At 75.5% G+C, this 20,552-nt stretch carries 19 protein-coding genes and 1 pseudogene; 9 read left to right on the plus strand and 11 right to left on the minus strand.

The features are described 5' to 3' along the window. Window positions 1-28: 28 nt before the first annotated feature. Both cofC and AC1VL8_RS16725 read right to left on the minus strand, forming a co-directional pair. Entirely contained in the window at window positions 29-703 is a 675-nt protein-coding gene (gene cofC / locus AC1VL8_RS16720; protein ID WP_483075951.1) for a 2-phospho-L-lactate guanylyltransferase, read from the minus strand. 43 nt (window positions 704-746) lie between these two features. Beyond that, on the minus strand, window positions 747-1,130 hold the full coding sequence (locus tag AC1VL8_RS16725) for an iron chaperone (RefSeq protein WP_483075952.1): 384 nt from the start codon (window positions 1,128-1,130) through the stop codon (window positions 747-749). Between the two features lie 177 nt (window positions 1,131-1,307). Here AC1VL8_RS16725 and AC1VL8_RS16730 point away from each other — a divergent pair, with 177 nt between their 5' ends. Then, a complete protein-coding gene (locus tag AC1VL8_RS16730; RefSeq protein WP_483075953.1) occupies window positions 1,308-1,496 on the plus strand; it encodes a hypothetical protein in 189 nt (62 codons plus the stop codon). Window positions 1,497-1,563: 67 nt separating this feature from the next. On the opposite strand, the gene AC1VL8_RS16735 is transcribed toward AC1VL8_RS16730, so the two are convergent. Next, on the minus strand, window positions 1,564-1,947 hold the full coding sequence (locus AC1VL8_RS16735; protein WP_483075954.1) for a type II toxin-antitoxin system death-on-curing family toxin: 384 nt from the start codon (window positions 1,945-1,947) through the stop codon (window positions 1,564-1,566). Next, window positions 1,944-2,150 (minus strand): FitA-like ribbon-helix-helix domain-containing protein, encoded by a 207-nt coding sequence (locus AC1VL8_RS16740; RefSeq protein WP_483075955.1) that lies wholly within the window; start codon window positions 2,148-2,150, stop codon window positions 1,944-1,946. Before AC1VL8_RS16740 ends, AC1VL8_RS16735 begins: the two co-directional genes overlap by 4 nt. 142 nt (window positions 2,151-2,292) lie before the next feature. Here AC1VL8_RS16740 and AC1VL8_RS16745 point away from each other — a divergent pair, with 142 nt between their 5' ends. After that, a complete protein-coding gene (locus tag AC1VL8_RS16745) occupies window positions 2,293-2,865 on the plus strand; it encodes an HhH-GPD-type base excision DNA repair protein (RefSeq protein WP_483075956.1) in 573 nt (190 codons plus the stop codon). A gap of 52 nt (window positions 2,866-2,917) precedes the next feature. After that, window positions 2,918-3,298 (plus strand): YbjQ family protein, encoded by a 381-nt coding sequence (locus AC1VL8_RS16750; RefSeq protein WP_483075957.1) that lies wholly within the window; start codon window positions 2,918-2,920, stop codon window positions 3,296-3,298. 61 nt (window positions 3,299-3,359) lie between these two features. On the opposite strand, the gene AC1VL8_RS16755 is transcribed toward AC1VL8_RS16750, so the two are convergent. From AC1VL8_RS16755 to AC1VL8_RS16775, 5 genes are all read right to left on the minus strand, one after another. Further along, a complete protein-coding gene (locus AC1VL8_RS16755) occupies window positions 3,360-3,752 on the minus strand; it encodes a hypothetical protein (RefSeq protein WP_483075958.1) in 393 nt (130 codons plus the stop codon). A 100-nt stretch (window positions 3,753-3,852) separates the two neighbouring features. Further along, on the minus strand, window positions 3,853-4,656 hold the full coding sequence (locus tag AC1VL8_RS16760) for a coenzyme F420-0:L-glutamate ligase (protein WP_389230317.1): 804 nt from the start codon (window positions 4,654-4,656) through the stop codon (window positions 3,853-3,855). A gap of 2 nt (window positions 4,657-4,658) precedes the next feature. Beyond that, window positions 4,659-5,678, minus strand: a complete 1,020-nt coding sequence (locus AC1VL8_RS16765; RefSeq protein WP_483075959.1) for a TIGR03557 family F420-dependent LLM class oxidoreductase — start codon at window positions 5,676-5,678, stop codon at window positions 4,659-4,661. 104 nt (window positions 5,679-5,782) lie between these two features. Beyond that, window positions 5,783-6,160: a hypothetical protein gene (locus AC1VL8_RS16770; protein WP_483075960.1), complete on the minus strand. Its 378-nt coding sequence runs from the start codon at window positions 6,158-6,160 to the stop codon at window positions 5,783-5,785. 54 nt (window positions 6,161-6,214) lie between these two features. After that, window positions 6,215-7,060, minus strand: a complete 846-nt coding sequence (locus tag AC1VL8_RS16775; protein WP_389230326.1) for a LysR family transcriptional regulator — start codon at window positions 7,058-7,060, stop codon at window positions 6,215-6,217. A 191-nt stretch (window positions 7,061-7,251) separates the two neighbouring features. Between AC1VL8_RS16775 and AC1VL8_RS16780 the strand changes: the two genes are divergently transcribed. Beyond that, window positions 7,252-8,709: an MFS transporter gene (locus AC1VL8_RS16780; RefSeq protein ID WP_483075961.1), complete on the plus strand. Its 1,458-nt coding sequence runs from the start codon at window positions 7,252-7,254 to the stop codon at window positions 8,707-8,709. A gap of 101 nt (window positions 8,710-8,810) precedes the next feature. Further along, window positions 8,811-9,575: a 4'-phosphopantetheinyl transferase family protein gene (locus AC1VL8_RS16785; RefSeq protein WP_483075962.1), complete on the plus strand. Its 765-nt coding sequence runs from the start codon at window positions 8,811-8,813 to the stop codon at window positions 9,573-9,575. Between the two features lie 63 nt (window positions 9,576-9,638). Here AC1VL8_RS16785 and AC1VL8_RS16790 read toward each other — a convergent pair whose 3' ends face one another. Continuing rightward, window positions 9,639-10,946, minus strand: coding sequence for a M1 family metallopeptidase (locus tag AC1VL8_RS16790; protein WP_483075963.1), 1,308 nt, complete (start codon window positions 10,944-10,946; stop codon window positions 9,639-9,641). Continuing rightward, window positions 10,943-14,804: pseudogene (locus tag AC1VL8_RS16795) on the minus strand (Pls/PosA family non-ribosomal peptide synthetase). The gene AC1VL8_RS16790 and the pseudogene AC1VL8_RS16795 overlap by 4 nt, the downstream one beginning before the upstream one ends. 195 nt (window positions 14,805-14,999) lie before the next feature. On the opposite strand from AC1VL8_RS16795, the gene valS reads away from it, so the two are divergent. The 4 genes from valS to AC1VL8_RS16815 all read left to right on the plus strand — a co-directional run bounded on the left by valS (window position 15,000) and on the right by AC1VL8_RS16815 (window position 20,457). Further along, window positions 15,000-17,708: a valine--tRNA ligase gene (gene valS / locus AC1VL8_RS16800; protein ID WP_483075964.1), complete on the plus strand. Its 2,709-nt coding sequence runs from the start codon at window positions 15,000-15,002 to the stop codon at window positions 17,706-17,708. A gap of 286 nt (window positions 17,709-17,994) precedes the next feature. Further along, entirely contained in the window at window positions 17,995-18,825 is an 831-nt protein-coding gene (locus AC1VL8_RS16805) for a transporter substrate-binding domain-containing protein (protein ID WP_483075965.1), read from the plus strand. Between the two features lies 1 nt (window position 18,826). After that, window positions 18,827-19,669, plus strand: coding sequence for an amino acid ABC transporter permease (locus AC1VL8_RS16810; protein WP_483075966.1), 843 nt, complete (start codon window positions 18,827-18,829; stop codon window positions 19,667-19,669). Further along, complete coding sequence (locus AC1VL8_RS16815) at window positions 19,666-20,457, plus strand: amino acid ABC transporter ATP-binding protein (RefSeq protein WP_483075967.1); 792 nt, start codon at window positions 19,666-19,668, stop codon at window positions 20,455-20,457. Before AC1VL8_RS16810 ends, AC1VL8_RS16815 begins: the two co-directional genes overlap by 4 nt. Window positions 20,458-20,552 lie beyond the last annotated feature (95 nt).

Raw genomic sequence — 20,552 nt, forward strand, 5'->3', positions numbered from 1 at the left:
GGCGGTCCGGCCCCTCGGGCCCGGCGGCTCAGCCCAGCGGTCCGAGCCGCCGCAGCAGCGTCCCGGTCCGGCCGCCGACTCCACGGGCCAGGAGCGCCGTCAGGTCCGCAGGCACGTCGACGTCGTGCCGCAGCGTCGCGTCCTCGGGCAGGTCGATCGTCGCGTGCCCCAGCGCCGCGTGGGCCGCGGCCGACCCACCGCCGAACGCCGGACGCAGCCGCTCCCCCGCCCGGGCGGTCAGCAGGGTCGTCCCGGTGCCGTCGGCGTCGGGGAGCACCGCCAGCGGGTGCGCCTCGGCGGCCGCGAGCGCACCGTCGAGCTCGCGCGGGTCGAGCCCGGGCAGGTCCCCGAGCAGCACGCCGACGTGCGCGGTCGGCGCCTCGGCGCGCGCGGCGGCGACCCCGGCGGCGACCGCCCGGTCCAGCGACGCCCACCCGCCGGGCGCGTCCCCCGTAGCGGCGGCGGGCTCCGGCAGCACCCGGACCCGGGGCAGCGCGGCGGCGTCGCGGGCCACGGGCGCGTCGGCGGTGACCACGACCACGCGGGCGACCCGCGGCACGGCGAGGACGGCCTCGACCGTGTCGAGCGCCATCGCCCGGACGAGGGCGGCGCGGGCGCCGGGCTCCAGCACGTCGGCGAGCCGCGTCTTGCCCCGGCTCGCGTCCTTCACCGGGACGACCAGGACCCACCGGGCGTGCAGCACCCCCGCACCCTACGCGGGCGCGCGGGTGCCGCGGACGTGCGGCTCAGCCGGCGGTCGGGGTCCGGCGTCGGGGTCGGGCGAGGGCGGCGTCGATCTCCGCCCGGCGCCCCTGCACGAGGGCGTCGAGCGCCGCGTCCGGCAGGGGGCGCTCGACCGTGAACCGGATGCCGCCCTTCGTCGCGTCGAACCCGTCGAGGGTGGCCAGCACCGCCGCGGTGACGTCCGCGCTGAACGGGTACGCGGTGCACCCCGACGCCGCCGCGACGACGCTCAGCAGCGGCCGCCCCCGGTACCGGTAGGCCGCCAGTCCGTACGACGTGCCCTCCTCGACGTCCGGCAGCAGCGCCCGCGCCCGGTCGAGCAGCCGCCCGACCAGCTCCCGCTGCGCCCCGTCCAGCGACGCGACGTACTCGGCGACCTCGACCACGGCCCGCTCCCGTCCTCGGTGGTCGCCCGATCGTGGCACCGCGCGACGCCGGGCGGTACCCCCGCCGACCGGGTGGTTCCGCCGCCGACCCCAGCGCCGGCGCCCCCGCCGGCCGATGGGACGGGTGGACGTCCGGTCGGCGGTCGCTCCGGGCGAGGGCGAGAGGCGGTGATCGGCGTGCGGCTGCGGCAGCGCATCGCGTCCGGCCTCGTGCTCGCCGGGTGCCTGGCCGGCCTGGTCGCGATCCCCCTCGGCTGGGGCGCGCACGAGCCGCTGCGGTTCTGCCGCACCGCGGCCGAGTGCCCGGACCTGCGGTGGCCGGCGACGACGGCGCACGGCGTGCCCGCGGACCCCGCACGGCCGTGACGTCCGTCCGGGTCGTCGCGTCGCGCTGCGGGGCGCAGACCGCCGCACGCCGGTCCGCGCCCGCGCCTCACCGCTGGACGGTGTGGTCCTCGAGCCAGGCGACGAGGGTCCGCATCTCCGGGTGCACGTCGCCGGCGACCTCGCGGATGAACACGTCCCCCTCGTCGGGGTCGATCACCAGGTCGAGCCCGTTGAGTCGGTAGAGCAGCAAGACGAGCAGGACCGACAGGCGCTTGTTCCCGTCGATCAGGGGATGGGACCGGTTGATCGCGTCGAGGAGGGCGGCGCCCTTCGCGTGGATGCCGATGTACGCCTCGTCGCCGTACACCACCTGCGTCGGACGATCGACGGCGGAGGCGAGCGCCCCGGCGTCGCGGATGTGCAGGTGGAGGCGGTCGCAGATGTCGAGCGCGTCAGCGAGCTCGGGACAGGCGAGCGGGCCCGCGCTCACCGGGACAGCTTCTCCAGGAGCTCGCGGTTGCCGTCGATCAGGTCCCCGATGACCGCCCTGCGCTCGGCGCGGCGCGTGACGGCCGCCGCGCGGTCCTGGATCGCGAGCACGGTCACCTCGTTCATGGACCGGTGCTCGATCTCGGCCTGCCGGCGCAGCGCCGCCAGGGTCTCGTCGTCGAGGCGCACGGTCAGGGTGGGCATGCAGGCTCCTGGGCGATCGGGGTTCGTCGTGCGCTGCGGCGCGCAGTGTCGGTGTGAAGCCACACTGAGCTTCACTCTGCGGCCATCGCCAGGGTGCGCCTGCTCGCGACCGCACGCCGCCGGGCGGTGCGAGAATCGCCGCATGACCCTCTGGCTGACCGGTGACGCCGACGCGGACCGCCTGCTCGACACCGACCCGTTCGCTCTCCTGGTCGGGATGCTGCTCGACCAGCAGGTGACGATGGAGTCCGCCTTCGCGGGCCCGGCGAAGATCGCGGACCGGATGGGCGGCTTCGACGTCGCCCGGATCGCGGACGCCGACCCCGACGCGTTCGCCGCCCTGTGCGCGACCCCGCCGGCGGTGCACCGGTTCCCGGGGTCGATGGCCGCCCGGGTGCAGGCGGTCGCGCGTGCCGTCGTCGACGAGTACGACGGCGACGTGACGCGGCTCTGGACCGAGGGCGCCCCGGACGGCGCCACCGTGCTGAAGCGGCTGAAGGCGCTGCCGGGCTTCGGCGACCAGAAGGCGCGGATCTTCCTGGCGCTGCTCGGCAAGCAGCGCGGCGTCGAGCCGACGGGCTGGCGCGAGGCGGCGGGCGCCTACGGGGACGACGTGCCGCGGTCGATCGCCGACGTGCGGGACCCGGAGTCGCTGGGCCGGGTGCGGGAGACGAAGAAGGCCGCGAAGGCCGCCGCGCGCGCCGCGAAGGGCTGAGTCACCCCCGCGGCGGGCGCGCCCACCTCGGAGGACGTGGCAGCATCGCCGCATGATCGTGGTCACCAGCAACGAGATCCCCGGCTACCGCGTGCAGGCGGTCCTCGGGGAGGTCATGGGCCTGACGGTCCGCTCGACGAACATCGGCTCGAACTTCACCGCGGGCTTCCGGTCCATCGGCGGCGGGGAGATCCCCGAGTACACCCGGATCGTCGACGAGTCCCGGCACGAGGCGATGCGCCGGATGACGGCCGAGGCCGCCCAGCGCGGCGCGAACGCGATCGTCGCGATGCGGTTCGACACCGGGGCGATCGGCCAGTTCAGCGAGGTCTGCGCCTACGGGACGGCGGTCATCGCGGAGCCGATCGCGGCGGGCGAGCCCGGCGCGACGGGCCAGTCGGCGCAGATCGCCGCCCAGACGCCCCCGGCCTGACCCGACCGGCCGGGCCCGGCACCCCTGGCCCGGCACCCCGGGCCCGGTCGGCTCGACCGCGTCAGGCGTGCAGGCCGTCCGGGAGCGGCAGGTTGACCAGGCGCAGCAGGCGCACCACGGTCTCCTCGACGAACGTGTCGTCCGGCTCGCCGCCCTCGAGGGCCATGAGCCGCCGCACCTCGTTCGGCTGCACGTCCTCGGCGCCGACCAGCTCGGCCCACGCGGCGAAGCACTCCGCCTCGGCGTCGATGTCGACCGGCGCGCTCTCGTCCGGGTCGTCGAAGAAGTCCCGGGGCTGGAACCCCAGGTAGAACCGGCCGGCGGCGGTCGGCGACGGCAGGTAGTCGATGACGGCGATGTCGCCGTGCTGGACCTCGATGGTCAGGCTCGGCGTCGCGGCCGGGTCGCCGCCCCAGGTGCCGCCGCCGTACGTGAACTTCTCGCCGTCAGCCACGACGGGCCTCCTCCTGGTCGTCCCCTGCAGTGCGTGTCCGGGCCGGCGTGCGGCCGTGCGTGGCGATGCTAGCCCGGCGCCGACCGCGGGCCCGCGAGGCTCACGCGTCGGAGCCGGCGGCGTCCTTCCAGCCGCGCGCGTACGCCTCGGCGGTGCCCTCGGCGAACATGTCGTCCGGGCCGACCCGGACCAGCGCCCGCGCCCCGGGGCCGTCCTCGGCGGTCACGGCGTGCGCCATGCCCCGCACGACGGCGACCGGCACCCCGGTGGCCTTGCCCTTGACGAGCTCGGCGGCGGCGGCGATCTCGTCCGCGAGCGCGGCGACGCTGACCTGCAGCGCGCGCCCGTGGGTGTCGGTCGTGCCGCGCAGGTCGTCGAGCACCCGCACGCCCGCGGCGCCGATGGCGATGTCCGTCTGCCCCTGCCGCCACGGCCGACCGGCGGTGTCCGAGACGAGCACGCCCACGCGGACGCCGAACCGCTCGGCCAGCGCGACCCGCAGCGCGCGGGCGGTCGCGTCGGGGTCCTCGGGCAGCAGCAGGACGGTGCCGTCGGGGGTGTTGGACGCGTCCACCCCGGCGGCGGCCATGACCAGCCCGAGCCGGTTCTCGACGATCCGGGTGACGCCCGCGGCGTGCTCGCGGGTCGCGACGACGCGCACGGTCTCGGCGGTGATCGCCGCCTCGCGGTCGGCGGCGCGCACGACGCGCCCCTCGGCCTTGGACACGATCTTGCTGGTCACGACGAGGACGTCGCCGTCCGCCAGCGTCGTGGCGGGGCGCGCCTCGGCGTCGGCCTCGAGGGCGTCACCGAGCAGCGCGGCCAGGTCGTCGCCCGGGCGGACCTCGCCGATGCCGGGGACGCCCCAGGCGGTGAGCAGGTCCGCCGCGGACGAGCCGTGCACGGTCAGCGCACCAGCTTCGGCAGCACGTCGCGGCCGAACACGTCGATCCACTCGCGCTGGTTGCGGCCGACGTTGTGCAGGTAGATGCGGTCGAAGCCCAGGTCGACGTACTTCTGGATCTCGGCACGGTGCACGTCGGGGTCCGCCGAGATGACCATGCGGCCCTCGAAGTCCTCGGGGCGCACGAGCTTGGCCATCTGCGCGAAGTCGAACGGCGAGCGGATGTCGCCCTTGGGGAACTTCATGCCGCCGTTCGGCCACTCGACCATCGCGTTGGTCATGGCCTCCTCGTCGGTACCCGCCCACGACAGGTGCAGCTGCAGGACCTTCGGCAGGTCCTGCGGGTCGCGCCCGGACTCGCGCACGCCCTCGTCGAACTTGCCGAACAGGCCGCTGATCTTCTCCAGCGGCGCCCCGACGGTGATGAGGCCGTCGGCGTGCCGACCGGCGCGCTTCGCGGTGACGGGGCCGGCCGTGGCGACCAGGATCTCCGGCGCGACCTCCGGCATCGTCCACAGCCGGGTCGACTCGAGCTTGTAGAACTGCCCGGCGTGCTTGACGTCCTTGCCCGCCAGGGAGGCCGTGAACAGCTTCTTGATGATCTCGATGGCCTCGAACATGCGGTTGATCCGCTCGGGGGCCTCGGGCCAGTAGGACGCGGTGATGTGCTCGTTCAGCGCCTCGCCGGAGCCCAGGCCCAGCCAGTGCCGGCCCGGGTACATCGCGGCGAGCGTCGCCGACGCCTGCGCGACCATCGCCGGGTGCCAGCGGAACGTCGGCGCGGTCACGCCCGGGCCCATGTCCCCCGTCGTGCGCTCACCGAGCGCGGACAGCACGTTCCACACGAACGCCGACTGCCCCTGCTGCGGGACCCACGGCTGGTAGTGGTCGGCCGCCATCGTGCCGAGGAACCCCTGGGACTCGGCGTAGGCGGACAGCTCCACGGCCTCCGTCGGATGGAACTGCTCCAGCATCGCCGCGTACCCGACCTGCAGGCCCTCGGCCACCACACCCTGTGCCACGTGAACGATCTCCCTCGCGTACGGCTGCCCGCTCGGTCACGGGCCTGCGTCGAGCGTAACCAGCGCGTGTGTCCGGCGGATTCCCGACGGGGGTCGCGCGGGTGTCAGGCGCCGCGGACCAGGTGCGCCAGGTGGCCCTGCCCGTGCAGGCGCGCGGCGACGGCCTCGCTGACCTCGCGGAACACGTCGTCGGACCGGCTGACGCCGATCGCGCCGCCCATGACCCCGGCGCCGGACTCCCGGAAGAACCGCGCGACGGGCGTGCCCTGGTGGTCGAGGTGCTGCACGGCGTACACCAGGCGCTGCTTCTTGCGGCCCGCGAGGGCGCCGAACAGCGCGGTCATCGCGACGCTGCCGCGGGACACCCCCCACGACCCGTCGGGGTTGGTGACGACCTCGAACCCGTGCTCCTCGATGGCGGCGACGAGCGCGGCGCGGGCCGCGTCGGGCGAGCCGGACAGGAAGTAGTCGACGCTGGGCACGGGGCGCTCCTCGGGGCTGGTCTGGTCGGCTCCGTGGTCGGGGCCGCGCAGAGGTTACCGCGGCGCGTTCCCGAGAATCGCGCTCGTCAGCGCCTCGATCGGCTCGCGCGGCGACTGCGGGTTCGCGACGAGGGTGATGTCGACGTCCCCGAGCTCCGGCAGCCGCAGCCCGGCGGGCAGCTGGACGAGGTCGTCGGGCAGCAGGCTCTGCGGCAGGACGGCGATCCCGATGCCCGCGCGCAGGGCGGCGAGCACGCCGTTCACCTCGACGGTCTTGCAGGTGATCCGCCAGGGCCGGCCGGCCTCGGTGAGGGCGGCGACGGCGGCCTGCCGGGTCAGCGACGTCCCCTGGTAGGTGATGAGCGGCACGGGGGCGTCGGGGTCGACGGGGGTGCCGGGGAGCGCGACCCAGACCAGCCGGTCGCGGCGGACGAGCTGCCCCTCCGCGTGGCCGGTGGCCTCCTTGATGTAGACGAGGTCGAGCTGGCCGGCCCGCAGCCGTCGGTGCAGCGCGCCGCTCTGCGCGACGGTCAGCTCGAGGTTGATCCGGGGGTGCAGCCGGCGGAAGTCGCGCAGCACCCGGGGCAGCTGCGCGAGCGCGAGGTCGTCGGCGGCGCCGAACCGCAGGCGGCCGTGCATGGCGGACCCGGTGAAGTACCGGGTGGCCTCGTCGTGGGCCGCGAGGATCGTCCGGGCGAACGTCGCCATCGCCTGGCCGTCGTCGGTGAGGGCGACGCCGCGGGTGTCGCGGTCGAGCAGCCGGCGTCCGGCGGTGTCCTCGAGCTTGCGCATGTGCTGGCTCACCGTGGGCTGCGACAGCCCCAGGCGGGCCCCGGCGCGCGTGAAGTTCAACGTCTCGGAAACGGCGAGGAAAGTGCGGAGCTGGTCGGGGTCAAACACGCCGTTCCTCCGGTTCGGACATACCGCCCACGACCTGCGTGGACACCGCTCGATCATTACGGATCATCATGGCACTGATAGCCGTCATGACGTCGAAAAATGAGGCGCCGAGCCGTAGCCTTAGGGGTACTGACTCGTCCCGGATCCGTTCCGCACCTCACCCTCTCGCGTACCACCAGCTAGGAACACCTGTGCCCTCGGCTCGTCGCCCGTCCCTGTCCCCGACCCGCACCCGTCGCCCCGCCCCCGCCGCCCGGCCCGCCGGCCCCGGCACGACCGGCACCGCCGCCACCCGGCACCGCCCCCGGCTCGCGCTGCACCGCCGCCCCGCCGTCGCCGTCGACACCCCGGCGGACGCCGCCGCGGCAGCCGCGACGACTCGCCCCCGGAACGCCACGCTCGCCGCGCTCGGCGTCCGCAACTTCCGGCTCTACGTGGCCTCCCAGGTGCTCACCAACACCGGCGGCTGGGCCGCGCGCGTCGCGCAGGACTGGCTGGTGCTGAGCCTGACCGGGTCCGCCGCCCTGGTCGGCCTGACCGTGACGCTGCAGTTCGTCCCGATGCTGCTGCTCGGCCTCGTGGGCGGCGTCGTCGCCGACCGCTACCCGCGCCGGCGCGTCCTCATGGTCACGCAGACGGTCTTCGGCCTGTCGACGCTCGCGATCGGCGTGCTCGCGCTGTCCGGGCACGTCCAGGCGTGGCACGTGCTGCTCGCCGCGTTCGTCAGCGGCCTCGCGACCGTGTTCGACAACCCGGCACGGCAGGCGTTCGTGCACGAGATCGCCGGCCCGCAGCACCTGCGCCAGGCGATCAGCGTGAACTCCGCGGTCTTCCAGCTCGGCGGACTGGTCGGCCCCGCGGTCGCCGGCGGCCTCATCGCCGCGGTCGGCGAGGGCTGGACGTTCCTGGTCAACGGCGCCGCGTGCTTCGCCGCCGTGTCGCTGCTCGCCGTGATGCGCGCGTCCGAGCTGACCGCCACCCCCGTCGTCGCCCGCGCCAAGGGCCAGCTCCGCGAGGGGCTCGCGTACGTCCGCCGCAGCCCGCGGATCCTGTGGTCGGTCGTGCTGGTCGGCTTCGTCGCGGTCACCGGCGTCAACATGGCGACCGTGCTCGCCGCCTACACCGACCAGGTGTTCCGCACCGACGCCGGCGGCTACGCGCTGCTGACGTCGATGCTGGCGGTCGGCGCCCTCGGCGGCGCGCTGCTCTCCACCCGGCGCCGCGGCAGCCGGATCACGCACCTCGTGCTGCTCGCCGCCGGCATCGGCGTGCTGCAGCTGCTGGCCGCCGCCGCCCCGAGCCGACCGCTGTTCATCGCGGTGCTCATCGGCACCGGCGTCGTCACGCTGCTCTACCTGACCGGCAGCAACACCCTCGTCCAGACGACCGTCGCCCCGCACCTGCGCGGCCGGGTGATGGCGCTCTACGTGCTGGTGCTGCTCGGCGCGCAGGCCGTGTCCGGCACCCTCATCGGGTGGATCTGCGAGCACCTCGGCGCCCGCACCGGCATGGTCGCGTGCGGCGTCGGCCCGCTGCTCGGCGCGCTGGTGGTCGGCCTCGCGCTCGCCCGGCGCAGCGACGTCGGCGTCCGCGGCACCGTGCGCCGGTTCACCGCCCGGGAGACGACGCGCGAGGCCGTCACTGTCTGACCGTCGCGCCGCACCGTGACGCCCGGCCCGCCACGCCCGGACCGTCACGCCCGGCCGCCGCCCCGCACGGGTGGCGGCCGGGCGTCGTCGATGATGGACGCGTGCCGTTCCCCCGCCCCGAGCCGCCGCCCGTGGTCCGCACCGCGCCGGTCCGGCCCGCGGCGGACCTGCTCCCGCGCCTCGACGCCGGTGAGCGCGCCCGGCTCGACCGCGCGACCGCACCCGAGCGCGACGCCGTCGCCTCCGTCCTGCTGCTCGCCCGGCTCGTCGTCGCGGAGGTCTGCGGCGTCGACCCCGCCGTCGTCCGCGTCGACCGCCGCTGCCCCCGCTGCGGCAGCACCGCCCACGGCGTCCCCCGCGTCACCCGGGCCGACGGCGCCGCCGCACCGCACCTGTCGCTGAGCCGGACGTCGGACCTGGTCGCGGTCGCCGTCGCGTCGGGCCCGGTCGGCATCGACCTCGAGCCGACGACCGCGGGCGCGGGCCTGCGCCCGGACGTCGTGCTGGCCGACGGCGAGCCTCCCGCGCCGGGACCCGGCGGGCTGCTGGTGACCTGGGTCCGCAAGGAGGCGGTCCTCAAGGCGGCAGGCACCGGCCTCGCGGTCGACCCGAGGTCGCTGCGGGTCACGGACGCCGCGGGCAGCATCACGGTCGAGCACGCCACCCCCGGCCCGCTCACCCCACCCCCCGGCACCCGCTGGCACCTCGAGGACCTCCCCCTCGACCCTCCCCGCACCCGCACGCACCGAGCCGCCCTCGCCCACCTGCACCTGCACCCCCACCCCCTCCCGCTCCCGCTCCCGCTCCCGCTCCCGAGGGCGCACGAGACACCACGAGGGCGTACTTCGTGGCATACGCCCTCGTGATGTCTCGTGCGCCCTCGGCGGGAGGGGGCGTGTGCGCCCTCGGCGGGAGGGGGCGCGTGCGGGTCAGCAGCGCGGGAGGGGCGGGAGTGCCGGGAGGCCGAGCCACGCGGTCAGGAGCGGCGCCGCGTCGTACCCCGTGACGTCGGTGATCGTCGCCGCCAGCGCGGGGGTGTCCACCGAGCCGTGCCGGTAGCGGGCCGTCCACGCGCGGAGCACGTCGAAGAACGCCGGGTCGCCGACCGCGTGCCGCAGGGCGTGCAGCGTGAGGGCCCCGCGCTTGTAGAGCCGGTCGTCGAACATGTCCTCGCGCCCGGGGTCCCCGATCACGAGGTCCTGCGGCAGGCCGCGCAGCCGGGAGTGCACGGCGCGGGCCTGGGCGTCGGCGGTCCGACCGCCGGCCTCCTCCTCCCACAGCCACTCGGCGTAGCAGGCGAAGCCCTCGTGCAGCCAGATGTCCCGCCAGGTCGACGCGGTCAGGCTGTTGCCGAACCACTGGTGCGCGAGCTCGTGCGCGACCAGCCGCTCGGACCCCCGGCGACCGTCGACGTGGTTGGCGCCGAACACCGACAGGCCGTGGGCCTCGAGCGGGATCTCCAGGGGGTCGTCCGTGACGACGACGTCGTACCGGGGGTAGGGGTAGGGCCCGAACCGGTCGGTGAACAGCGCCATCATCGCGGGCTGCCGGGCGAGGTCGTGCGTGTGGGCGGCCCGGAGCCGGGGCGGGGCGACGACGTCCTGCGGCACGGGCCCGGCGGCGAGCGGTGTGCGCTCGTACCGGCCGATCTGCACGGTCGCGAGGTACGGCGCGGTGGGTTCGGGCTGGTCGAACTCCCAGCGCACCCGGCTGGACCGGACCCGGTGCCCGACGAGGACGCCGTTGCAGACCACCTCGTACCCGGCGTCGGTGGTCACGGCGATGTGGAACGCGGCCTTGGCGCCGGGCCGGTCGTCGCAGGGGAACCAGGACGGCGCACCGTCGGGCTGCCCGGCGACGATCACCCCGTCGGTGAGCTCCTCCCAGCCGACCTCGCCCCACGGCCCGCGCCGGGGTCCGGGCTGACCGCCGTACTCCACCTCGACGACCACGCCGGCACCGGCGGCGACGGGGCGGGCGAGGCGGACCTCGAGCCGGCCGTCGCGCTGCGCGAACCGCCCGGGCCGTCGGCCGTCGACGAGCACCTTGGAGACCCGCAGCCCGACGAGGTCGAGCGACAGCCGCTCGAGGTCGTCCGTCGCGGTGGCGTGCACGCGGGCGCGGCCGTCGAGCCGGTTGCTCGCGACCCGGTAGTCGAGGTCGAGGTCGTACCGCGCGACGTGCAGGCCGCCGGGGACGTGGTCGGGCAGGTAGGGGTCGACCGGGGTGCCGGTCACGCCGGCGCCACCGGGTTGCCGGTCCAGCGGCTGCCCGCGGGGATGGACTCCCCGCGCAGCACCAGGGAGGCGGGGCCCACGCTCGCGGCGGCGCCGAGGCTCGCGGCGGGCAGGATCACCCCGTGCGGGCCGATGCCGGCGCCCGCGTCGAGGCGCACGCTGTCGATGCTCATCACCCGATCATGGAACAGGTGCGTCTGGAGCACACACCCGCGGTTCACGGTGGCGCCGTCGCCGAGGGTCACCAGGTCCGCCTCCGGCAGCCAGTAGGTCTCGCACCACACGCCCCGGCCGATCCGGGCGCCGAGCGTGCGCAGCCACAGGTTCATCGCGGGCGACCCGACGCTCGCGGGGCCGAGCCACGGCACGGCGACGACCTCCAGGAAGCTGTCCGCGAGCTCGTTGCGCCAGATGAACCCGCTCCACAGCGCGTGGTCGCCGGGCCGGATCCGGCCGACCAGCAGCCACTTCGCGACGACCGCCACCGCGCACGCGACGACGGCCGCGCCGACGACGACCACGGGCGACAGCAGCGCCGCCGCCCCGAGGCCGTGCCGCGCGGTGACGACCTGGAGCACGAGCAGCACGCCGACGCCGAGTCCGAACGCGACGACGACCGCCAGCAGCCGGCACGCCTCGACGAGCGCCCGCGCGACGCGCAGCCGGGTGGGCGGGTCGAACGTCCGGCTGGTGTCCGGCTCCCCCGGCGTGCGGCGCAGCGGGGCGGGCGGCGAGCCGAGCCAGGACGACCCGGCCTTGGCGCGTTCCGGCGTGGCGGACAGCACGGCGACGAGGCCGCGCTTCGGCACGGAGCGCCCGGGGGCGATCATCCCGGAGTTGCCGAGGAACGCGCGCTTGCCGACCTTCGCCCGCTCGACGCGCATCCAGCCGCGACCGAGCTCGTAGGAGCCGATCAGGGTGTCGTCCGCGAGGAACGCCCCGCCGCCGACGGTGGTCAGCGACGGCAGCATCAGCACGGTCGACGCCTCGACGTCCCGGCCGATCCGCGCGCCGAGCGCCCGCAGCCACACCGGAGTCAGGGTGCTCGCGTACAGCGGGTAGAGGGTCGTGCGGGCGTCGTCCATCAGCCGCTGGGTCGCCCAGATCTGCCAGCCGGTGCGGCTGCGGACCGCGTGGTGGCCGGCCTCGACGCCGCGCCCGAGCAGCCGGACGCCGACCAGCGTCGCCAGCGCGAGCACGACGAACGACGCGAGCGCACCGAGGGGCACGGCCCGCAACGCGTCGCCCACCGCTGCCGCCCAGGACCCGGAGTCGCGGATCCCGGCACCGACGACGAGCAGCCCGGTCGCGGACGCGAGCACCGGCAGGGCCGCGAGCGCCGCGGCGGTCGCGCCGTAGACGACCACCCAGCGCCGTCCCCGGGGGGCGCGCCCGGCGGGCCACGACTCGCTCGCCCGCCCGGCGAGCTCGGCGGGCGACCCGGTCCACAGCTCGCCGGGCGCGACGCTCTCCAGCACCGCCGACCCGGCCGCGACCTGCGCGCCCTGCCCGATCCGGACGCCGGGCGCGAGGGTGCTGCGGGTGCCGACCGTCGCGCGCTTGTCGATCCGCACCCGGCCGAGGTGCAGCACGTCGCCGTCCAGCCAGTGCCCGCGCAGGTCGACCTCGGGCTCGACGGCGCAGCGGTCGCCGAGCGTGAGCATCCCGGTGACCGGCGGCGGGGTGTGCAGGTCCACGTCCGCGCCGACCTGCGCGCCGAGCGCCCGGGCGTAGGCCGCGGTCCAGGGCGCGCAGGACAGGTTCTCGGCGCCGGCGGCCGCGGCCCAGCTTCTCCGCGAACCACAGCCGCAGGTGCACCGACCCGCCGCGCGGGTACCGGCCGGGGCGCAGGCCCCGCAGCACCGTGCGGGCGACCAAGACCGTGCTGCCCATCCGGCCCAGCGGGCTGATCAGCACGAGCCAGCCGGCGGCCAGCCACCACCACGCACCCGCCACCGGGGTCAGCCACGGGACGACGCCGGTGACGGCGAGCAGCTGCTCGGCGGCCAGGAGCCAGGTGAGCCACCGCAGGCCGACCAGCACCGCGAGCGGCACCCCGAGCAGCGTCTGGACCACCTGCGCGCGGCGCGGCGTCGGGCGGACCACGCGGTGCTCGACGGGCGCGGCGGGTTCGAGCTCGTCGAGCCGGCGCGCGAGGTCGCCCAGGCGCGGGTACTCGTAGACGTCCGCGACCGTGACGGTGCCGTACCGCTCGCGCAGCGCCGAGACGAGCTGCGCGGCGACCAGGCTGCCGCCGCCGCTGGCGAAGAAGTCCTCGTCGGGCCCGGCGACCTCCGCGCCGAGCGCGGCGGTCCAACGCTCCGCCACCCAGGCGGCGGTCGGGGTGAGCCCGGCCGGGCCGGCGGCCGGCGCGGCGACGCCCGGCAGCGGCCAGGGCAGCGCGTCGCGGTCGACCTTCCCGGAGCCGCGGGTCGGCAGCGCGTCGACGACGGCCAGCTGCGGCACCAGGGCGGCGGGCAGCACCGCGCGCAGCCGGGTCCGGGCGTCGGGCAGGTCGACGGTCGCGCCCTGGGCGGCCACCAGGTACCCGGCGAGGACGGCCGTCCCGGCGGGCGTCCGGCGCACCGCGGCGGCGGCACCGGCCACCCCGGGCAGCGCACCGAGCGCCGCGTCCACCTCGCCGAGCTCGATCCGCCGACCGCCGATCTTGACCTGGTCGTCCGCGCGGCCGACGAACAGCAGCCCCGCGCGGTCGAGGCGCACGACGTCGCCGCTGCGGTACGCGCGCTCCCAGCCGAGGCCCGGCGCGGGCGCGTACTTCTCGGCGTCCTTGGCGGGGTCGAGGTACCGGGCCAGCCCGACGCCGCCGATGATCAGCTCGCCGGTCTCGCCCTCGGCCACCGGCGTGCCGTCCTCCCCGACGACCGCGAGGTCCCAGCCGTCCAGCGCCAGGCCGATCCGGACCGGTCCCTCGCCGGTGAGCCGGGCCGCGCACGCGACGACGGTGGCCTCGGTGGGGCCGTAGGTGTTCCAGACCTCGCGGTCCGGGGTCACGAGCCGTGCGGCGAGCTCGGGCGGGCAGGCCTCGCCGCCGAAGATCAGCAGCCGCACGCCCGCGAGCTCCTCCGCGCGCCACAGCCCGGCCAGCGTCGGCACGGTCGAGATGACGGTGATGCCCTGAGCCACGAGCCACGGCCCGAGGTCCATGCCGGTGCGGACCAGTGCGCGCGGGGCGGGGACCAGGCACGCGCCGTGCGCCCACGCGAGCCACATCTCCTCGCAGCTCGCGTCGAACGCCACCGACAACCCGGCCAGCACCCGGTCGCCGGGGCCGAGGGGCGCGTCGGCGAGGAACAGCCGCGCCTCGGCGTCCACGAACGCCGCCGCGGACCGGTGCGTCACGGCCACGCCCTTGGGGGCGCCCGTGGACCCCGACGTGAAGATGATCCACGCGTCGTCGTCGAGGCCGGGTCCCGCCGGGGCCGGTCCGCCCGCGCGCCTGCCCGCGGCGACCAGCGCCCGCAGGTCGCCCTCGGCCAGCACCCGGTCGACCGCTGCCTCGGCGAACACGGTGCGCGCCCGCTCGTCCGGGTCGTCGACGTCCACGGGCACGTACGCCGCGCCCGCGACCAGCACGGCGAGGATCGCGGTGTACAGCTCGGCGGTGCCGGACGGGATCCGCACGCCGACCCGCGAGCCCGGGCCGATGCCGGCGACCTCGAGCGCCGTGGCGGCCGCGCGGACGACCTCGGCGAGCTCCGCGTAGGTGAGCACGGTGCTGCCGTCGTCGACCGCCGGCGCGTCGCCGTGCGCGAGGACCGTCGCCGCCAGCACGTCCGCCAGCGTGCGCGGGTCCGCCGCGAGCGTCGCCCGCAGCAGTCCGTCGGTCCCGACCACGTGCTCCTCCGCCCTGCGCCCGCCGCTCGGCGTGCGCGACCGGCACTGTCGCACACGCCTCCCAGCCTCTCCCCGCCCGGCCGGGCCTGTTCACCGACGCGCCGCCTGGTGTTCGTCCGGCGGCCACCGGACGGGCCGCGGACGGCGCCTGTGGACGACGTCGATCGGACCGTCGGCGTCTGGGAGGATGGGCACATGACCGAACTGCCCTCTGCCTCGACGTCCGCTGCCCCGACGACCGCCCCCGTGTCGGCCGTACGCGCGGTACGCGAGGTACCGGACAAGGTCTCGCTCGACGGCGTCGAGGGCCGCTGGGACGCGGACTGGACCGCCCGCGGCACGTACGCGTTCGACCGGACGAAGAGCCGCGAGCAGGTCTACTCGATCGACACGCCGCCGCCCACGGTCTCCGGCTCCCTGCACGTCGGCCACGTCTTCTCCTACACGCACACCGACGTCGTCGCCCGGTTCCGCCGGATGCGCGGGGCCGAGGTGTTCTACCCGATGGGCTGGGACGACAACGGCCTGCCCACCGAGCGTCGCGTGCAGAACTACTTCGGCGTGCGGTGCGACCCGTCGCTGCCCTACGACCCGGACTTCGAGCCGCCGCACGTCGGCGGCGAGGGCAAGAGCGTCAAGGCCGCGGACCAGGTGCCGATCAGCCGCCGCAACTTCGTCGAGCTGTGCGAGCGCCTGACCGTCGAGGACGAGCAGCAGTTCGAGGCGCTGTGGCGCCGGCTCGGCCTGTCCGTCGACTGGGCGATGACGTACCAGACCATCTCGGCCGAGGCGCGTGCCGTCGCCCAGCAGGCGTTCCTGCGCAACCTCGCGCGCGGCGAGGCGTACCAGGCCGAGGCCCCCGGCCTGTGGGACGTCACGTTCCAGACCGCCGTCGCCCAGGCCGAGCTCGAGGCGCGCGACTACCCGGGCGCGTTCCACCGGGTCGCGTTCCACGGCGCCGGCCGCGAGCCGGTCTACATCGAGACCACCCGCCCCGAGCTGCTGCCCGCGTGCGTGGCCCTCATCGCGCACCCGGACGACGAGCGCTACCAGCACCTGTTCGGCACCACGGTGACCAGCCCGCTGTTCGGCGTCGAGGTGCCCGTCCTGGCGCACCCGATGGCGGAGATGGACAAGGGCGCCGGCATCGCGATGTGCTGCACGTTCGGCGACCTGACCGACGTGCAGTGGTGGCGTGAGCTGCAGCTGCCGACCCGCTCGGTGATCGGCCGCGACGGCCGCCTGCTGCGCGAGGTCCCCGAGTGGATCACCGCCCCCGAGGGCCGCGCGACCTACGAGCAGCTGGCCGGCAAGACGACGTTCTCCGCCCGCGAGGTGGTCGTCGAGGGCCTGCGCGAGACCGGCGACCTGGACGGCGACCCGCAGCCGACGCAGCGCAAGGCCAACTTCTTCGAGAAGGGCGACAAGCCCCTCGAGATCGTGACCAGCCGGCAGTGGTACATCCGCAACGGCGGCCGGGACGCCGACCTGCGCGACGCGCTCATCGCGCGCGGCCGGGACCTCGGGTTCCACCCCGACTTCATGCGCGTCCGCTACGAGAACTGGGTCGGCGGCCTGAACGGCGACTGGCTCGTGTCGCGGCAGCGGTTCTTCGGCGTGCCGTTCCCGGTCTGGTACCCCGTGGACGCGGCCGGAGAGGTCGACCACGCGCACCCGATCGTCCCGACCGAGGACCAGCTCCCGGTCGACCCGTCGTCGGACGTGCCGGCCGGCTACACCGCCGACCAGCGCGGCGTCGCGGGCGGGTTCGTGGGCGACCCCGACATCATGGACACCTGGGCGACGTCGTCCCTGACCCCGCAGATCGCCGGCGGCTGGCGCAGCGACCCCGACCTGTTCGCGCGGGTGTTCCCGATGGACCTGCGCCCCCAGGGCCAGGACATCATCCGCACCTGGCTGTTCTCGACGGTCGTCCGCTCGCACCTGGAGCACGGCACGCTGCCCTGGAAGGACTCGGCCATCAGCGGCTGGATCCTCGACCCCGACCGCAAGAAGATGTCGAAGTCCAAGGGCAACGTCGTCACGCCGATGGGGCTCCTGGAGGAGCACGGCTCCGACGCGGTCCGCTACTGGGCGGCGTCCGCGCGGCTCGGCACCGACGCGGCGTTCGAGGTCGGCCAGATGAAGATCGGCCGCCGCCTGGCGATCAAGGTGCTGAACGCCTCGAAGTTCGCGCTGGGCTTCGGCTCCGCCGAGCAGGGCTCCGCGGCCCTCGACCCGGCGCTGGTCACCGACGCGCTGGACCGCGCGATGCTCGCCGGCCTGGCCGACGTGGTCGACCGCGCGACCGCGGCGCTCGAGGCGTACGACCACACCCGCGCGCTGGAGCTCACGGAGACGTTCTTCTGGACGTTCTGCGACGACTACCTCGAGCTGGTCAAGGACCGCGCGTACGGGGCGGGTGCCGCGGACGCGGACGTCACCGCCGCCACGGCCTCGGCCCGCGCGGCGCTGGGCATCGCGCTCGACGTGCTGCTGCGGCTGTTCGCCCCGGTGATCCCGTTCGCCACCGAGGAGGTCTGGTCCTGGTGGCGCGAGGGCTCGGTGCACCGCGCCCCGTGGCCCGAGGCCGCACCGCTGCGCGCCGCCGCGGGTGACGGCGACCCGACGGTGGTCGCGGCCGCCGGTGCCGCGCTCGCCGCGCTGCGCAAGGTGAAGTCCGAGGCCAAGGTGTCGATGCGCACCGAGATCCTCCGCGCCCGCCTCGAGGTCCCGGCGAGCCTGCTCCCGGGCGTGCGGGTCGCGCTGGACGACGTCCGCGCCGCGGGCCGCGCCACCGGCGAGCTCGACGTGGTCGAGGTCGCGGACGGCCCGGACGCGACGGTCGTCGCGCACGACGCCGAGCTGCTGCCCCCGGAGCCGAAGCAGAAGCCGACCGCCTGACGGTCCACGCCCCGCCGGGCGCACCGGCGGCAGCCGCAGGGCACGCACCCCACTCGGGGCGCGTGCCCTGCGTCGTCGGGGCGCGTGCCCTGCGTCGTCGGGGCGCGTGCCCTGCGTCGTCCTGCGCCGCCCCCGGGGTACCCGGCTGCGTGGGTGGTCGGGGCGGCGCGCGCGCCGGGGAGGGTGGTGCGACCCTGGGACCGACGTCCCGCCGACCCCGGTTATGCATACGTATCGTCGGGCACGTATACTTTTGCGGCCGGTTTCCCCCACGAGGAGTTCCCCCATGCGCACGCGTCACCTCGCCGTCCTCCCCGCCGCGATCGCGGCGTCCCTCCTGCTGGCCGCGTGCGGCGGCAGCGACGACGCCGCCTCCGGCGACGCGGGCGACGGCGGCGTCCAGCTGGTCTCCGACGGCTCGCTGACCGTCTGCACCAACCCGCCGTACGAGCCGTTCGAGTACGAGGAGGACGGCGAGATCGTCGGCCTCGACATCGCGATCGTCGGCGAGGTCGCCAAGGACCTCGGCGTGGACGTGGTCACCAAGGTGACGCCGTTCGAGGGCATCCAGTCCGGCGCCGACCTCAACACGAACAACTGCGACGTCGTGGCCTCCGGCATCACCATCACCGAGGAGCGGCTGGCGAAGATCGACTTCTCGGCCCCGTACTTCGACGCCGACCAGGGCCTGCTGGTCCCGGAGGGCTCGGACCTCGACTCGGTGGAGTCGCTCGAGGGCAAGCGGATCGGGGTCCAGCAGGCCACGACCGGCGAGACCTGGGCGCAGGAGAACGGCCTCGAGACCGTGCAGTTCGAGGAGCTCGGCCTGCAGATCCAGGCGCTGCGCACCGGCCAGGTCGACGCCGTGGTCAACGACATCGCCGTGCTCGGCCCGTACTCGTCCGAGGGCTTCGAGGTCGCCGCGAACTTCTCGACCGGCGAGCAGTACGGCATCGGCGTGAAGAAGGGCAACACCGCCCTGCTCGAGGCCGTCGACGCCACGCTGGACCGGATCCACGCGGACGGCACCTACGACGCGCTCTACACCCAGTACATCGGTACCGCCCCGATGTCCTCGGACGACGCGTCGGCCGAGCCGAGCCCGACGGACGGCTGACGTGACGGCCACCCCCGCCCCGGCGCCCGGGACGCTCCCCGCGTCCCGGCGCCGCTGGAGCCCCCGCCGGCGCGCACGGGCGTTCCGCCTCGCGCAGTACGCGGTGCTGCTGGCGGTCGTCGTCGCCGTCGCCCTCGCGGCGGACTGGTCGACGCTCGGCTCCGCCCTGTTCAACCCGGCCGCGGCACGGGACATCGCCGGGCTGCTGCCCCAGGCGTTCCTCAACACGGTCACCTACACGATCGCCGCGTTCGCGGTCGGCCTGGCGCTGGGCGTCGTGCTCGCGCTGATGAAGATGTCCGAGGTGCGGGCGTACCGGTGGATCGCCACCGTGTACATCGAGTTCTTCCGCGGGATCCCGGCCCTGCTGGTGGTGCTCTCGGTCGCGTACGCCGTGCCGTACGCGTTCGGGGTGTCGATCGGCTCGATCATCACCAAGGTCGCCCTGTCGCTGGGCCTGGTCTCGGCGGCCTACATCGCCGAGACGCTGCGCGCCGGCATCCAGGCGGTCCCGCGGGGCCAGGTCGAGGCCGCCCGGTCGCTCGGGATGTCGCACACCCGCACGCTCTGGACGGTCGTCGTCCCGCAGGCGCTGCGGATCGTGCTGCCGCCCATGACGAACGAGTTCATCCTGCTCACCAAGGACACGTCGCTCGTGTTCCTCGCGGGTCTGGCGACGTCCGAGTACGAGCTGACCAAGGTCGGCCGCGACGCCCTCAGCTCCGCCACCGGCGGCCTCACGCCGCTGTTCGTCGTCGGCGCGTGCTACCTGGTGATCACGCTGCCGCTGGGCCAGCTGTCCCGCTACCTGGAGAAGCGCACCGGCGCGAGGAGCCGCTCATGACCACCCCCGCCCCCGTGCCCGGCGAGCCGGCCGCGCCCCCCGTCGTCCGGCTCGAGGGCCTGCGCAAGTCCTTCGGCGAGCGCGAGGTCCTCACCGGCATCGACCTCGAGGTCCGCACCGGCGAGGTCGTCTGCGTGATCGGCCCGTCCGGGTCCGGCAAGTCGACGCTGCTGCGGTGCATCAACCTGCTCGAGCAGCCCACCGGCGGCCGCGTCGAGGTGCTCGGCGTGGACGTCACCGACCCGGACGTCGACATCGACCAGGTCCGCACCCACGTCGGCATGGTGTTCCAGCAGTTCAACCTGTTCGCGCACAAGTCCGTGCTCGACAACTGCACGATGGCCCAGCGCCAGGTGCTCCGGCGGCCGAAGGCGGAGGCCGAGCGGATCGCCCGCGCGAACCTCGAGCGGGTCGGCCTCGCGGACCGCGCGGACGCGCACCCGTCGCAGCTGTCCGGCGGTCAGCAGCAGCGCGTGGCGATCGCCCGGGCGCTGTCGATGGACCCCCGGCTCATGCTGTTCGACGAGCCGACGTCCGCGCTCGACCCCGAGCTCGTCGGCGACGTGCTGGCGGTCATGCGGGACCTCGCGGACGCGGGCATGACGATGGTCGTCGTCACGCACGAGATGGCGTTCGCGCGCGACGTCGGCGACCGGGTCGTGTTCATGGACGGCGGCGTGGTCGTCGAGGACGGCCCCGCCGCGCAGGTGGTGGGCGCCCCCCGCGAGGCGCGCACGCAGGAGTTCCTGCGCCGGGTCCTGGACCCGACGCACACCGGGACCGCCTGAACCGCCCCCACCGGGTAGGTGGCGCCGGGTCCCGGACCCGGGACCCGGCGCCGGATAGCATGGCGAACCCCCCGCCGTCACCGACCAGGAGCACC

The organism is Cellulomonas sp. KU4C (assembly GCF_056868065.1).

Bases quoted from the DNA above. Each gene is read 5' to 3' on its own strand.
- AC1VL8_RS16740 (WP_483075955.1), bottom strand. From the start codon at position 2,150: ATGCCCACCCTGACCGTGCGCCTCGACGACGAGACCCTGGCGGCGCTG.
- AC1VL8_RS16745 (WP_483075956.1), top strand. From the start codon at position 2,293: ATGACCCTCTGGCTGACCGGTGACGCCGACGCGGACCGCCTGCTCGAC.
- AC1VL8_RS16750 (WP_483075957.1), top strand. From the start codon at position 2,918: ATGATCGTGGTCACCAGCAACGAGATCCCCGGCTACCGCGTGCAGGCG.
- valS (WP_483075964.1), top strand. From the start codon at position 15,000: ATGACCGAACTGCCCTCTGCCTCGACGTCCGCTGCCCCGACGACCGCC.
- AC1VL8_RS16805 (WP_483075965.1), top strand. From the start codon at position 17,995: ATGCGCACGCGTCACCTCGCCGTCCTCCCCGCCGCGATCGCGGCGTCC.
- AC1VL8_RS16815 (WP_483075967.1), top strand. From the start codon at position 19,666: ATGACCACCCCCGCCCCCGTGCCCGGCGAGCCGGCCGCGCCCCCCGTC.